The sequence below is a fragment of the Vibrio sp. Vb2131 genome, assembly GCF_033338535.1.
Classification (GTDB): Bacteria; Pseudomonadota; Gammaproteobacteria; order Enterobacterales; family Vibrionaceae; genus Vibrio; species Vibrio alginolyticus.
In genome coordinates this window covers 95519-110127 of the sequence record NZ_JAWOSW010000003.1, presented here as the reverse complement: position 1 = coordinate 110127, position 14609 = coordinate 95519, and the positions used below count along the sequence as shown (strand labels likewise).

At 43.8% G+C, this 14609-nt stretch carries 16 protein-coding genes; 9 read left to right on the top strand and 7 right to left on the bottom strand.

Annotated features, from left to right (window positions below; genetic code table 11):
• Positions 1-9: 9 nt before the first annotated feature.
• Complete coding sequence (gene pdhR, locus R7E38_RS04600; protein WP_005379989.1) at positions 10-777, bottom strand: pyruvate dehydrogenase complex transcriptional repressor PdhR; 768 nt, start codon at positions 775-777, stop codon at positions 10-12.
• 405 nt (positions 778-1182) lie between these two features.
• Positions 1183-1734 (bottom strand): 1,6-anhydro-N-acetylmuramyl-L-alanine amidase AmpD, encoded by a 552-nt coding sequence (gene ampD / locus R7E38_RS04595; protein ID WP_318081686.1) that lies wholly within the window; start codon positions 1732-1734, stop codon positions 1183-1185.
• A 92-nt stretch (positions 1735-1826) separates the two neighbouring features.
• Between ampD and nadC the strand changes: the two genes are divergently transcribed.
• The 8 genes from nadC (at position 1827) to yacG (ending at position 8983) form a co-directional block, all read left to right on the top strand.
• Positions 1827-2714, top strand: coding sequence for a carboxylating nicotinate-nucleotide diphosphorylase (gene nadC, locus R7E38_RS04590; protein ID WP_005379983.1), 888 nt, complete (start codon positions 1827-1829; stop codon positions 2712-2714).
• Positions 2715-2976: 262 nt separating this feature from the next.
• Positions 2977-3381: a prepilin-type N-terminal cleavage/methylation domain-containing protein gene (locus R7E38_RS04585; RefSeq protein WP_226083666.1), complete on the top strand. Its 405-nt coding sequence runs from the start codon at positions 2977-2979 to the stop codon at positions 3379-3381.
• Positions 3381-5066, top strand: coding sequence for a type IV-A pilus assembly ATPase PilB (pilB, locus tag R7E38_RS04580; protein ID WP_226083667.1), 1686 nt, complete (start codon positions 3381-3383; stop codon positions 5064-5066). The genes R7E38_RS04585 and pilB overlap by 1 nt, the downstream gene beginning before the upstream one ends.
• 23 nt (positions 5067-5089) lie before the next feature.
• Positions 5090-6313: a type II secretion system F family protein gene (locus tag R7E38_RS04575; RefSeq protein ID WP_017635918.1), complete on the top strand. Its 1224-nt coding sequence runs from the start codon at positions 5090-5092 to the stop codon at positions 6311-6313.
• 64 nt (positions 6314-6377) lie between these two features.
• Positions 6378-7247 carry a prepilin peptidase gene (locus R7E38_RS04570; RefSeq protein ID WP_226083669.1) on the top strand — a complete coding sequence of 290 codons (870 nt, stop codon included), beginning with the start codon at positions 6378-6380 and terminating at the stop codon, positions 7245-7247.
• Positions 7248-7862: a dephospho-CoA kinase gene (gene coaE, locus R7E38_RS04565; protein WP_017635920.1), complete on the top strand. Its 615-nt coding sequence runs from the start codon at positions 7248-7250 to the stop codon at positions 7860-7862. It begins immediately after the preceding gene.
• A gap of 27 nt (positions 7863-7889) precedes the next feature.
• On the top strand, positions 7890-8630 hold the full coding sequence (gene zapD / locus R7E38_RS04560; RefSeq protein WP_005373086.1) for a cell division protein ZapD: 741 nt from the start codon (positions 7890-7892) through the stop codon (positions 8628-8630).
• Between the two features lie 158 nt (positions 8631-8788).
• Positions 8789-8983 carry a DNA gyrase inhibitor YacG gene (gene yacG / locus R7E38_RS04555; protein WP_017635922.1) on the top strand — a complete coding sequence of 65 codons (195 nt, stop codon included), beginning with the start codon at positions 8789-8791 and terminating at the stop codon, positions 8981-8983.
• A gap of 979 nt (positions 8984-9962) precedes the next feature.
• On the opposite strand, the gene rplS is transcribed toward yacG, so the two are convergent.
• The 5 genes from rplS to ffh all read right to left on the bottom strand — a co-directional run bounded on the left by rplS (position 9963) and on the right by ffh (position 13565).
• Positions 9963-10316 carry a 50S ribosomal protein L19 gene (gene rplS / locus R7E38_RS04550; RefSeq protein ID WP_005379971.1) on the bottom strand — a complete coding sequence of 118 codons (354 nt, stop codon included), beginning with the start codon at positions 10314-10316 and terminating at the stop codon, positions 9963-9965.
• 41 nt (positions 10317-10357) lie between these two features.
• The gene (gene trmD, locus R7E38_RS04545; protein WP_005385420.1) at positions 10358-11119 is read right to left on the bottom strand and encodes a tRNA (guanosine(37)-N1)-methyltransferase TrmD; all 762 of its coding nucleotides are present in this window, start codon (positions 11117-11119) and stop codon (positions 10358-10360) included.
• Positions 11120-11146: 27 nt separating this feature from the next.
• Positions 11147-11695, bottom strand: coding sequence for a ribosome maturation factor RimM (gene rimM / locus R7E38_RS04540; RefSeq protein WP_005379964.1), 549 nt, complete (start codon positions 11693-11695; stop codon positions 11147-11149).
• Positions 11696-11724: 29 nt separating this feature from the next.
• Positions 11725-11973, bottom strand: a complete 249-nt coding sequence (gene rpsP, locus R7E38_RS04535; RefSeq protein ID WP_005379962.1) for a 30S ribosomal protein S16 — start codon at positions 11971-11973, stop codon at positions 11725-11727.
• 209 nt (positions 11974-12182) lie between these two features.
• Complete coding sequence (ffh, locus tag R7E38_RS04530) at positions 12183-13565, bottom strand: signal recognition particle protein (RefSeq protein ID WP_158174155.1); 1383 nt, start codon at positions 13563-13565, stop codon at positions 12183-12185.
• Positions 13566-13789: 224 nt separating this feature from the next.
• Between ffh and R7E38_RS04525 the strand changes: the two genes are divergently transcribed.
• The gene (locus R7E38_RS04525; RefSeq protein ID WP_005379950.1) at positions 13790-14584 is read left to right on the top strand and encodes an inner membrane protein YpjD; all 795 of its coding nucleotides are present in this window, start codon (positions 13790-13792) and stop codon (positions 14582-14584) included.
• Positions 14585-14609 lie beyond the last annotated feature (25 nt).

Sequence of the window (14609 nt, the reverse complement as noted above, 5' to 3'; positions counted from 1 at the left end):
GTAACGCTCTTACGAGTCATTACCCTGCTGAATTCGACGTAGAGAACGCTCTCGTCGAGACTCTTCTCGAGTCAAATCCAACAATGTTTCTTCGATGTAAGCCAAGTGCGAGTGGGACATTTCTCGCGCCTTTTCAGGCTGACCAGAAACAATCGCATCCACGATATTGGCTCGGTGTTTACTGACTTTCTCGACCGCTTCTGGGCGGCGACGTAGTAATTTAAAATTTTGTAGAATATTTTGCTCAAGCAAAGGTGCTAAGCTTCGAACAATGTGCAACAAAACCACGTTGTGCGCGGCTTCTGTCAAAGCGATCAAAAATTGCATTACTTCCGCAGATTCAGCTTCGATATCGTTGTTTGCTTGCTCTTGGCTAATGCGCTCAAGGCAACCTTGAATACGCGCAAAATCTTCTTCGGTACCACGTAAAGCTGCAAAGTAGGCTGAAATTCCTTCCATCGCATGACGAGACTCAAGCACATCAAGCTGGGTTTCAGAATGACTAGACAACAAATTCAACAAGGGATCTGAAAAGCTCTTCCAGATATTCTCACTTACGAATGTTCCGCCACCTTGGCGACGAGTCAACAAACGCTTCGCTTCCAAGCGTTGAATGGCTTCTCGGACTGAAGGACGAGACACATCGAACTGTTTTGCCAGTTCACGCTCTGGAGGCAGTTGTTGCCCCGGAGACAATGTTCCTTCCACTATCAACCTTTCTAACTCTTGTTCTATAACATCAGAGAGTTTTGGCTGACGAATCCTTTGATAAGCCATAATTTATTGTTCTTCTACTCTTGCAGGTAATTGGTAATACCAATTTTAAGTTGGTGCAGAAATTAACATAATTAAAACGCCACTGTCCAGCCGAAAATTGACCTAAATCATAGAACGAGCTTACTTCCAACACTCTGATAACAATCGACTGTTAAAACAGCAATAGAATTGGTATGACCAATTACATAAAGCATACAAATGGGAAGTCGACGTGCTAGCAGTTTTGGAAAAGAAATACAGAAAATGACAAAATTATCAGTCTATTTATTCACCAAAACGGCATGTACGAGCGTAAAAATGTAGTTAACTTTTAACAATCATTAATATTTCTGGTATCAAAAAAAGGCATACCTGATCGTATGCCTTATTTATTTCGCTTTTTTGAATTTACACTTTCGCTACAAATCAACGCTGTATAAGCAGTCTATATTTCACCCAATCAAAGCTTAGACCAGGATCGCTTTTTCTCAAGGGCGCAATATATTGATGACCGGTAATTCGTGGCGGGGTGATTTGAGGATAAGATTGCATAATCACCTCAGTGCTCTCTGCAAGTGATTGATATTGCGCTTCTGTGTAGGCAGTAAATTCTGTCCCTTCAAGCTCGATACCAATGGAATAGTCATTACAACGCTCCCTGCCCGCGAAACTGGATTGACCGGCATGCCATGCTCTATCAAGAAAAGAAACAAATTGAACAACCTCGCCGTTTCTTTTAATCAAGCAATGTGCAGAAACGCCCATTTTGTGAATGACTTCAAAAAATGGATGTTCATTTGGGTCTAGCTTGCCAGTGAAGAAGTCCTCTATATATGGTCCACCAAACTGCCCAGGAGGCAAACTGATATTGTGTACCACCAGCAGAGAGATGTCGTTTATATCAGAGCGGGCATCAAAAAATGGTGACGGAACATGCTTTGCTTGTGTCAGCCAGCCATTCTCGATAATTGGGCGCATATCAACCTCTCTACTTTGCAAATTAACTGCTGAAATTATTGACACCGGAGAGTATCATTCGTTGCCATCTCCCTTTCAAGACAAGATTTGCGATGAAGAACACACACAACATTCAAGAACGCCTAGAATACCTTAAACAACAACTCCCTTTAGAGATCACTCGCTCTGTCGCTGATACCTTAAAAGAAGATCTAGGTGGCAGTGTCGACGCAGATAATGACATTACTGCATCTTTGATCCCTGCCGATGCGGTCAATACCGCAACGATTATTACTCGTGAGCATGGTGTGTTCTGTGGTCAAGCATGGGCTGATGAAGTTTTTAAACAGCTCGGTGGCAAGGTCAGCATTGAATGGCACGTAAAGGACGGCGATAAAGTCGAGCCTAACCAAACCCTTTGCACGCTGACAGGCCCTGCTCGTGACTTGTTGACTGGTGAGCGTAACGCAATGAACTTCATCCAAACGCTGTCTGGCTGCGCAACAGTTACCGCAGAGTACGCTGAAAAAATCGCGCATACTGAGTGTCGTCTACTCGACACACGCAAAACCATTCCTGGTCTGCGTAGCGCACTAAAATACGCCGTGACGTGTGGTGGTGGCTTTAACCATCGCATCGGTGTGTTCGACGCTTACCTCATTAAAGAAAACCACATTATTGCTTGTGGTGGCATCACTCAAGCTATCCAAAAAGCGAAAGAGCTTAACCCAGGCAAACCGGTAGAAGTCGAAACGGAAAGCTTAGAAGAGTTGAAACAAGCGATAGAGGCTGGTGCCGACATCATCATGCTCGATAACTTCACAAAAGAAATGATGCGTGAAGCCGTAGCGATTAACGCAGGTCGTGCCGCTTTAGAGAACTCCGGCAACATTACGCTAGAGACCATCGCAGAATACGCAGAAACCGGTGTCGATTACATTTCGGTAGGCGCGTTGACTAAGCATCTAAAAGCGATGGATCTTTCGATGCGCTTCAAATAATAAAAGCAACACAATCTCAATTACTTCAACTAACTCAGTGAGTTGTGAGTAACTCATCATTTAAAAGGGCCAATTGGCCCTTTCTTTTTATCCACTAAAAAAATAGTGCTACTCGCAAAACTCTGCATACGATATGCAACTTTTCACCAAAGAGTTTTACCTCACTCGAGAGCCCATCCCTTCCCCATTTTCAACCCACCTTAACTCTCCATAATCTTTCGCTAATGCAAGAGCATTATTAATTTTTAGGAAAGGGTTAAAAATGAAAAACAGTAAACAAAAAAAACAACAGGGTTTTACTCTGATCGAATTAATGATTGTGGTGGCGATTATTGGGGTGTTGTCAGCAATTGCAGTACCTGCTTATCAAAATTATGTCGCTAAAAGTGAAGCGGCAACGGCATTAGGAAGTTTGAGAGCATTAGTCACTCCTGCTGAACTTAAACTTCAACAAGATGGAGAGCTATCTGGTGTAGTAGCTGACTTAGGTGGTTCTGCATCACATGCATTAGGTGCTATTACAACATCTGGTGCTAACATAAGCGCTGCTACTCTAACCTTCACGTTTAATACAGGCTCATTAAGTGGTGATGCTATCACACTAACCAAAACAAGTTCTGGTTGGACATGTACTGATGGCACTACGGTTTTAGAAAACTGTAACTAATGCACACCAACCTCTCAACAATTCTTCGTCAGGTCGGATTACTCACCTTTTCCCAAGAAGAATCGTTACTTGAGCAAGTCAAAGCTTCTGGCATTTCGATGCCGGAAGCTTTACTCAGTTCTGGATTATTTACATCAAGCGAACTCGCTGATCACTTAAGTTCTCTCTTTGGTTTAAATCAGCCCGAGTTATCTCAGTATGAGTACGCCTCACTTTGTCAACAACTCGGTCTACGTGAATTAATCACACGGCATAACGCACTCCCACTCCACCGTACGACTTCAACGTTATTATTAGCGGTTGCCGACCCCACCAACCAACAAGCAGAAGATGATTTCCGCTTTGCCACTGGGTTACAAGTTGAACTGGTCTTGGCGGATTTTCGTCAACTCAGCGCGGCAATTCGACGCTTATATGGTCGTTCATTGAGTCATGAGAAGTCCGGATTAAAAGAGATCAACCAAGAAGAGTTAGCCAGTCTGGTTGACGTGGGCGCAGATGAAATCGACAACATTGAAGACTTGAGCCAAGACGAATCTCCTGTTAGTCGTTATATCAACCAAATTCTGCTGGACGCTGTGCGCAAAGGCGCATCCGATATCCACTTTGAACCTTATGAAAAGATGTACCGCGTGCGCCTACGCTGTGATGGCATCTTAATTGAAACACAGCAGCCACCAAGCCACTTAAGTCGCCGCTTATCCGCTCGTATCAAAATCCTCTCTAAACTTGATATTGCAGAGCGACGTTTACCACAAGATGGGCGTATTAAGCTCAAGTTGAATCAAGACACCGCAATTGATATGCGTGTATCCACGCTACCGACTCTATTCGGAGAGAAAATTGTACTACGACTGCTCGACAGCAGCTCTGCGTCATTGGATATCGACAAGCTTGGTTATAGCGAACAACAAAAACAATTGTACTTGGATGCGCTGCGTCGCCCACAAGGCATGATTCTGATGACAGGCCCAACCGGGAGCGGAAAAACCGTATCTCTGTACACTGGGCTGAGTATCCTCAATAAGCCAGAAATCAACATTTCCACGGCAGAAGACCCAGTAGAAATTAACTTATCGGGCATTAACCAAGTTCAAGTTCAGCCTAAGATTGGTTTTGGTTTTGCCGAAGCACTGCGTTCTTTCTTACGTCAAGACCCCGATGTGGTAATGGTCGGTGAGATTCGTGACTTAGACACTGCGGAAATAGCCATCAAAGCCTCGCAAACCGGTCACTTAGTACTTTCAACCTTACATACCAATTCTGCGGCTGAAACGGTTATTCGTTTATCAAACATGGGCGTAGAAAGCTTTAACTTGGCCTCATCCCTTAGTTTGATTATTGCCCAGCGCTTGGCCCGTAAACTGTGCTCGCACTGTAAACAATCACAAGAACTTACCGTTCAGCTACAACATCTTGGAATTCAAGCAAGCGACAACATTTTTAAAGCCAATCCCGATGGATGCAATGAGTGTACCCATGGTTATTCCGGCCGAACGGGGATTTATGAAGTGATGCGCTTTGATGAATTTCTTTCCGAAGCGCTTATTAAAGGCGCCTCAGTACATGAACTAGAAAAACTCGCCATCGCAAATGGTATGAGCACGTTACAAATGTCGGGCATAGAAAAACTCAAACAAGGGATCACAAGTTTTAGTGAACTACAGCGCGTACTTTATTTTTAATCCTTTAATCAGCAGTCACCTCTATGAAAAGCACTACACCACAACTTAAAAACTTCCGCTGGAAAGGCATCAACAGTTCAGGCAAAAAGACGTCTGGACAAACCCTCGCGATGACAGAAATTGAAGTACGCGAGCGTCTAGACGCACAGCACATCAAGATCAAGAAGTTAAAGAAAAGCAGTATCTCGTTTCTCACTAAACTCAGCCATCGCGTGAAAGGCAGAGACATCACGGTGTTTACCCGTCAGATTTCGACGATGTTGATAACCGGTGTACCCTTAGTTCAGGCTTTAAAATTGGTCTCAGAAAATCATAAAAAAGCAGAGATGAAATCCATTTTGATGAGCGTGACACGCGCCGTTGAAGCGGGGACGCCCATGTCAAAAGCCATGCGCACTGCAAGTGAACACTTTGACCCACTCTATACCGATCTTATCGCCACAGGTGAGCAATCCGGTAACTTAGCAGAAGTGTTCGAGCGCTTAGCCACCTACCGAGAAAAAAATGAACAACTCCGTGCGAAAGTGATCAAAGCACTGATTTACCCAGCGATGGTAGTGCTAGTAGCGTTAGGCGTGTCGTTTATCATGCTCACCAAAGTCATTCCCGAGTTTGAAAAAATGTTTGTTGGTTTTGGTGCTGACTTACCGTGGTTTACCAGGCAAGTATTAGATCTTTCCGCCTGGACACAAAACTGGAGTCCGTTTATCGCACTAGGCTCCATTAGTTTATTCATTTCGGCGAGAATCCTCTCTAAGCGTTCAGATTCTTTTCGCTTAATGCTCAACCGCTCTGTGCTTAAATTTCCTGTCCTGGGCCCTGTATTATCAAAAGCCGCTATCGCCAAATTTAGTCGAACACTCGCCACAAGCTTTACAGCGGGCATTCCAATTCTAACCAGTTTAAAAACTACATCAAAAACATCAGGAAACTTGCACTATCAACTCGCCATAGAAGAAGTTTACCGTGATACCGCCGCAGGTATGCCAATGTATGTAGCCATGCGCAACTGTAATGTGTTCCCTGAATTGGTGTTACAAATGGTTATGATCGGTGAAGAGTCTGGTCGACTTGACGATATGCTCAATAAAGTTGCAACAATCTACGAGTTTGAAGTCGACAACACCGTCGACAACCTTAGTAAAATTCTAGAGCCACTAATTATCGTTTTTTTAGGTATCGTTGTTGGCGGATTAGTGACAGCAATGTACTTGCCAATCTTTAACTTAATGAGTGTATTGGGCTAGAATGAGCTGTTAACTCCTTTAAAACAGCATCTTGCTGATTTCACTCATCGCTCAAGAGACAAATATGGAAGTATTCCAGTACTACCCTTGGCTATTCGTTGTGTTTGCCACCATCTTCGGTCTTATCGTGGGTAGCTTCCTCAATGTGGTTATTTATCGACTACCTAAAATCATGGAACTAGAATGGCGACGCGAATGTGCCGAGTCATTTCCTGAATACAAAATAGAACCTCCTAAAGAAGTGCTGACCTTGAGCGTCCCACGCTCCTCCTGCCAGAAATGCGCAACACCGATACGTATTCGCGACAACATTCCTGTGATTAGCTGGCTGCTTTTAAAAGGCAAATGTCACAACTGTCAGGCAACCATTAGTGCACGCTATCCACTGATTGAACTGCTCACCGCGTTCTGTTCAGGCTTTATAGCTTATTACTTTGGTTTTAGTTACTTTACCGTTGCCCTACTCTTTTTTACTTTTATCTTAATCGCCGCAACATTTATCGATCTCGATACTATGTTGTTACCTGACCAATTAACATTACCATTAACTTGGGCTGGCATTGCCTTAGCATTAGTCGAAATAAGTCCTGTTACTCTACAAGATTCTGTCATTGGTGCTATTGCTGGTTACCTATGTCTCTGGTCCGTTTACTGGGGCTTTAAGCTACTTACTGGTAAAGAAGGAATGGGATATGGTGATTTTAAACTACTAGCAGCACTAGGGGCTTGGCTAGGTTGGCAGTCACTGCCGATGATCATTCTACTTTCCTCTGTGGTTGGCATCGTATTTGGCATCATTCAACTACGCTTGCAAAAGAAGGGAATTGAAAAAGCTTTCCCTTTCGGTCCTTACTTAGCAATTGCTGGTTGGATAAGCTTAATTTGGGGCGAGCAGATTTTAAACTGGTACTTTACTTCAGTTCTAGGAGTGTAAATGGCTTTGGTTATTGGTTTAACAGGTGGTATCGCTAGTGGAAAAACAACCGTCGCGAATCTGTTCAAACAACAATTTAAAATCGATATCGTCGATGCCGACATTGTAGCAAGAGAAGTTGTCGAGCCAGGTACTCCCGGCCTAAACGCGATTATTGAACACTTTGGTCACGATATCGTTCGTGAAGACCAAACTTTAGATCGCGCAAAGCTGAGAGAAAAAATCTTTTCGAATTCAGATGAAAAAGCATGGCTCAACGCACTGTTGCACCCGATAATTCGTGAAAAGATGATCGAAGATTTGCAGCAAGTCACTTCAGAGTATGCGTTACTTGTGGTGCCGTTGCTCGTAGAAAACAAGCTAGATAGTTTGTGTGATCGCGTTCTTGTCGTCGATGTTGAACCGAATACACAGATATCTCGCACGATGAAACGAGACAATGTGAGTGAAGATCAAGTTCGCGCCATCCTTGCCTCTCAAGCATCAAGAGAGCAAAGGCTCGCGCTTGCAGACGATGTGGTTAAGAATAATCCAAGTGACCCTGATCTTTTGCTTCAAATCACAGATTTGCACGAAAAGTACCTAGCCATGTGTAAGAAAAATCTGCGAAAATAGGAACGAAACTCACAAAGGCTTATGTCGATGACCACGCACAAATTTGAACATCCGTTAAATGAGAAAACTCGTATTTATCTAAGAGTGGAGTCTCTGCTGCGTCAGGCTCACTTGGCCTCTGGGTTTAGCGAAAATCACCAGTACCAACTGTTTTTCCGTGCGTTATTCGATATGGTTGAGATCTTCGAACAGATCCAGCTGAAAAGTGAACTGGCCAAAGATTTAGAGAAGCAACGGCTGTCGTACCGCCATTGGCTCAATGTTGATGGCGTCGATCAAGACGCATTAAATACCCTACTACAAGAGATAGATGTCGTTCATAGCCAACTGATGGGTGCAGAGCGTTTTGGTCAAGCACTAAAAGAAGATCGCTTCTTAAGCTCTATCCGCCAACGCTTTAATCTACCGGGTGGTTCATGCTGTTTTGATCTGCCAGCATTACACTACTGGCTTCATCTACCTATTGAACGTAAAAAGCGTGATGCACAACAGTGGCAAGCAAGCTTAAAGCCCTTATCTGATGCGCTTTCGTTATGGTTAAAGCTCACTAGAGAGACCGGACATTTCAAAGCTCAAATCGGTCGTGCAGGTTTCTTCCAAAGTGACGCTGATGAAGCCAACATTCTAAGACTTCACATCCCAATGGAATATGGCGTGTATCCTATGATTTCAGGCCATAAAAATCGCTTTGCGATCAAGTTTATGTCGTTTGAAAACGGCCAAGCGTGCACACAAGATATTGAGTTTGAACTTGCTGTGTGCAGCTAAGACGACACTACGCCTCGCCTCCATAATCTAAAATTCAACGCTTTATTGCGCTTATATTTGATAAAATTTCGTAGCAGCAATAGCGCGTTGAATAAGCCATCTTTAATTCGTTTAGGTATACTACCCTTTAACACCAATTAGTAATGGGACGCTCAACTATGTCTAAAGTTACCATCGTTCAATGTCCACAATGTGGCGCCGACGTAGAATGGGGAGAACAAAGTCCTCATCGCCCTTTCTGCAGTAAACAATGTCAAATGATTGATTTTGGTGAATGGGCAGATGAAGAAAACACCATCCCAGGCGCACCCGATATGTCCGATAGTGATGGCTGGTCTGAAGACCAGTATTAAATTGAGACCTAGGGTAAAGGAATACCCTAGGTTCCTTCTTGGGGAATCTGAATCACGCTCCTTCGTCGCTGTCCAGAAAGACGAATTTTAACCACGGTACCCTGTAATCTTTGGTTATCAATTCCCGTCATTCAGAGGAGCCATAGCGAAATCAAGAACCTACTCATAGCAAGAATACTGTTAGACAACTGAAACACTAGCATTCTCAGCGAGTAGATTTTTAACCACGCTCCTTCGTCGCTATCCAGAATGACGACTTTTAACCACGGTACTCTATAATCTTTGACCATCATTTCCTGTCATTCCGAGGAGCCATAACGGCATCAGGAATCTACTCATAGCAAGGATGAAGCTAACAACGTAAACACTTGCATGCTCGACTAGTAGATTCTGAATCACGCTCCTCCGTCGCTATTCAAAATGACGAATTTTAACCGCGGTACCCTGTAATCTTTGGCCATCATTTCCCGTCATTCCGAGGAGCCATAGCGACATCAGGAATCTATTCACAGTAAGGATGAAGCTAACAACTTAAACACTTACATTCTCAACTAGTAGATTCTGAATCACGCTCCTTCGTCGCTATCCAGAATGACGAATTTTAACCGCGGTACCCTGTAATCTTTGGCCATCATTTCCCGTCATTCCGAGGAGCCATAGCGACATAAGGATGAAGCTAACAACTTAAACACTTACATTCTCAACTAGTAGATTCTGAATCACGGTCCTTCGTCGCTATCCAGAATGACGAATTTTAACCACAGTACCCAGTAATATTTGATCATCATTTCCCGTCATTCCGAGGAGCCATAGCGACATCAGGAATCTATTCACAGCAAGGCAGAGGCGTGGAGTGTACATCAGTGCATGAGCATCGACAGTTCAGGTCGGGTGAAAAGAAACGAGCAAGCTAATTACACAAATAAAAAAACGGAGCCCTAAAAGGACTCCGTTTAAGATGAGAACGCTAGTTATAGCATTACTTCTTAGCAAGTTTCTCTTTGATACGAGCAGACTTACCAGAACGCTCACGTAGGTAGTACAACTTGGCACGACGTACTGCACCACGGCGTTTAACTTCGATGCTATCAACGATTGGAGAGTGTGTTTGGAACGTACGCTCAACACCTTCACCGTTAGAGATCTTACGTACAGTGAAAGCAGAGTGTAGACCACGGTTACGGATTGCGATTACAACGCCTTCGAAAGCCTGTAGACGCTCACGGTCACCTTCTTTTACCTTAACTTGAACTACAACAGTGTCACCTGGTGCAAATTTAGGTAGGTCTGATTTCATTTGCTCTTCTTCAAGAGCTTTGATGATGTTACTCATTTTTTAAATTCCTAGAATAAACTGATACTAAATAAATTAGGTTACTTTGCGTTATGTTCTTTAATGGCTTTATGCTCATTAACAAACTCAGCAAGTAATTGTTCCTGTTCGTCAGTCAGAGCTAGGTTTTCCAGGAGCTCTGGTCTTCTTAGCCAAGTACGGCCCAACGACTGCTTGAGTCGCCATTGACGAATGTCCTTGTGATTGCCTGACATCAGTACAGCTGGTACCTCTTTGTCATCCAATACTTCTGGACGCGTATAGTGAGGGCAATCTAACAAGCCATTTGCAAAAGAGTCTTCTTCTGCTGACGCGAAATCCCCTAGTACACCCGGAACAAACCGAGAAACAGAGTCGATTAACGTCATGGCTGGTATCTCACCACCCGTCATCACAAAATCACCAATCGACCATTCTTCGTCGACTTCAGATTGAATGATGCGCTCATCTACCCCTTCATAACGACCACAAATCAGAAGCAAGTTCTCATTCGTTGCCAGTTCTTCCACTCCTTTCTGGTCGAGCTTGCGACCTTGAGGAGAAAGGTAGATGACTTTCGTCTTGCCCGGTGAGGCTGCTTTCGCGGTATGAATGGCATCGCGCAAAGGCTGAACCATCATTAACATACCAGGGCCACCACCGTAAGGTCGGTCATCGACTGTGCGATGTTTGTCGTGAGTGAAATCTCTAGGATTCCAAGTCTCAATCGACAAAAGACCTTTTTTAACCGCTTGACCTGTTACTCCAAAATCAGTAACAGAACGGAACATTTCTGGAAAAAGGCTAATAACGCCAACCCACATGTTTATCTCGCTCTGTAATTTTGGAGATTAGAATCCAGGATCCCAGTCAACTTCGATCCGTTGAGCTTCGCGATCAACATTAATGATCACTTGCTCTTCAAGGAACGGGATTAATCGTTCCTTCTGCCCGAAAGCATCTTTAAGATTTGCTTTAACAACCAGAACATCGTTTGAGCCAGTTTCTAGCATGTCAGTAACGACACCTAGATCGTAACCTTTAGTGGTTACAACTTGCATCCCAAACAATTCGCGCCAGTAGAACTCATCTTCTGACAATTCAGGAAGTACCGCAGGGTCAATAGCAATTTCAAAGTTCGTCATTAGATGCGCGTCTTCACGAACATCCATGCCTTCCAGCTTAGCCACCATACCTTTGTTATGGCGCTTCCAGCTTTCTACTTTGTACTCAACCCACTTGCCCTTTTGGTTAATGTACCAAGGGCTGTAATCGAAAATGCTTTCAGCATTGTCTGTGTAGGAAAAAACCTTAAGCCAACCACGAATGCCGTAAGTAGCACCAAACTTGCCTACAACAATCTTTTCGTTGCTCATTGTTTCTTTACCTTTCATCGACATAAACTAGTTTCTACTTTTCAAGTAAAAAATTAAGCCGCTTTTTGAGCGTCTTTAACTAGCTTAGCAACACGGTCAGATACTGACGCGCCTTGACCAACCCAGTGGTTAACGCGGTCTAGGTCTAGACGTAGACCTTCTTCTTGACCTTTAGCAGTTGGGTTGAAGAAACCAACTTTCTCGATGAAACGGCCAGTTGCAGCGTTGCGGCTGTCCGCTACTACGATTTGATAAAATGGACGCTTTTTAGCGCCGTGACGTGCCAAACGAATGGTTACCATGTCGTCCTCTTTGCTTTCTCAAAAATAAAATTAACCCCAAAAACCATTCAAGAAATTAAACAGTTTGGGGTCTCGTGCCAAAATAAAGCTCCGGAATTTTACTCTTCTCCCGGAGCAATGCAAGGAGTTTAGTTACTTTTTCACCAACATAAATTGAATTTAAAGTTTGTGACGTACCTAACACCCTGAATCTATGCGTGATCGATTAATTAACGACCAAATGGGTTGAAGCCACCGCCACCACCCATGCCGCCCATCATGCCTTGCATGTTGCGCATCATGCCTTTCATGCCACCTTTTTGCATCTTTTTCATCATTTTCTGCATTTGGGTGAACTGTTTTAGTAAGCGGTTTACATCTTGAACCTGCACACCAGAACCAGCCGCGATACGCTTCTTGCGCGAGCCCTTGATAATTTCTGGGCGTTGACGTTCTTTCATTGTCATGGAGCTGATGATCGCTTCCATCTGTTTGAACATCTTGTCATCGACTTTATCTTTCACATTGTCTGGTAGCTGGGACATTCCTGGAAGCTTATCCATCATCCCCATCATGCCGCCCATGTTTTGCATCTGGCCTAGCTGTTCACGGAAATCTTCAAGGTCGAAACCTTTCTTCTCTTTGAACTTCTTCGCTAACTTTTCTGCCTTTTCTTGGTCAACGTTGCGTTGTAGGTCTTCAATCAAAGACAGAACGTCACCCATGCCAAGAATACGTGAAGCAACACGATCTGGGTGGAACGGTTCTAGCGCGTCAGTTTTTTCACCGACACCCAAGAATTTGATTGGTTTGCCCGTGACATGGCGTACTGAAAGTGCCGCACCACCACGAGCATCACCATCAACCTTAGTTAGAACTACACCGGTAAGAGGTAGCGCATCGCCAAAGGCTTTTGCTGTATTTGCTGCGTCTTGACCCGTCATGGCGTCAACAACAAATAGCGTTTCTACTGGGTTGATAGCTGAGTGAAGATCTTTGATCTCCCCCATCATCTCTTCATCAATTGCCAAACGACCTGCGGTATCGACAATAAGTACGTCGTAGAATTTTTTCTTCGCATGGTCAATCGCTGCATTGGCGATATCAATAGGCTTTTGGTCTGGTGATGATGGGAAGAAGTCAACACCGATGTCTGATGCCAGTGTTTCAAGCTGCTTGATTGCCGCAGGACGGTAAACGTCGGCAGACACAACCAAAACTTTCTTCTTGTCACGTTCTTTTAGAAGCTTAGATAACTTACCTACCGATGTGGTTTTACCCGCACCTTGTAGACCTGCCATAAGAAGCACAGCAGGTGGTTGAGCAGCAAGGTTTAGCGCCTCATTCGACTCACCCATTACGGCTTCAAGTTCTGTTTGAACGATCTTGATAAATTCCTGACCTGGAGTCAGAGATTTAGAAACTTCTACGCCCACCGCTTTTTCTTTAACGCGGTTCACAAATTCACGAACGACCGGAAGCGCAACGTCAGCTTCAAGTAGAGCCATTCGGACTTCACGTAGGGTTTCTTTAATGTTGTCTTCGGTCAGACGACCTTTACCGCTGATATTTTTCAGCGTTTTGGATAATCGATCCGTTAAATTCTCAAACATCTTTGTCTCTTCGCTAAAATGGCGATTAATTAGTGTGAGTATACATTAGCCAAGGTCTGAGTCATACCCGTACCGCTGTCCTATTCTTGTCTCTATTTATATATGGTGCGGTAACTTATTAATTTCAATATCTCATCTCTCACGATTGATGTCGGATATAACGTAGCCCCAAAGTGTAATGCAAGGTATAATTTCTCCATCGTGCACAATAATATTTAGGATTCATGGATAGCTTAATAGCCATCGCGGCCGCCATACTTTATGTCTTGGCGATTGCGACCATCATACCCGGACTCTCACAACAGTCAGGAATCAAAGCAAAAACAGTGTTTGCTAGTGCTGCCTGTGCGCTTGTTTTTCATGCGTGGATTTTGAGTGATCTGATCTTTGATGGTTCAGGTCAAAACCTGAGTATTCTCAACGTGGCTTCTTTGATCAGTTTTATTATTTCTCTGGTCATGAGCCTTGCTATGTTGAAAAACCGACTGTGGTTTTTATTGCCAGTCGTTTATAGCTTTGCTGCCATCAATTTATCTGCTGCCACATTTTTGCCAAGCACGTTTATAAAGCACCTAGAGAATGACCCTAAGCTACTCATTCATATTTCATTTGCGCTCTTCTCATACGCGACTTTAACTATCGGGGCACTCTATGCGCTTCAGTTGGCTTGGCTGGATCACAAACTGAAAGCAAAAAAATCTTTGGCGATTAACCCAAACCTGCCGCCTCTATTAATGGTGGAGCGTCAACTCTTCAAAATTATTTTGATCGGTAACTTATTGTTAACTGCCACGCTCATTACTGGCTTTGTCTTTGTGCAGGATATGTTTGCCCAAGGTAAGGCGCATAAGGGCATTCTTTCTTTCATCGCTTGGGTGGTGTACTCAATACTACTTTGGGGTCACTATCAAAAAGGCTGGCGTGGTAGAAAAGTCACATGGTTCGCTGTTGCAGGAGCAACACTGTTAACTCTGGCATATTTTGGCAGTCGCTTTGTAAAAGAAATCATCTTGAATTAAGGAGCTCTAGGGCTCCTATCCTTTA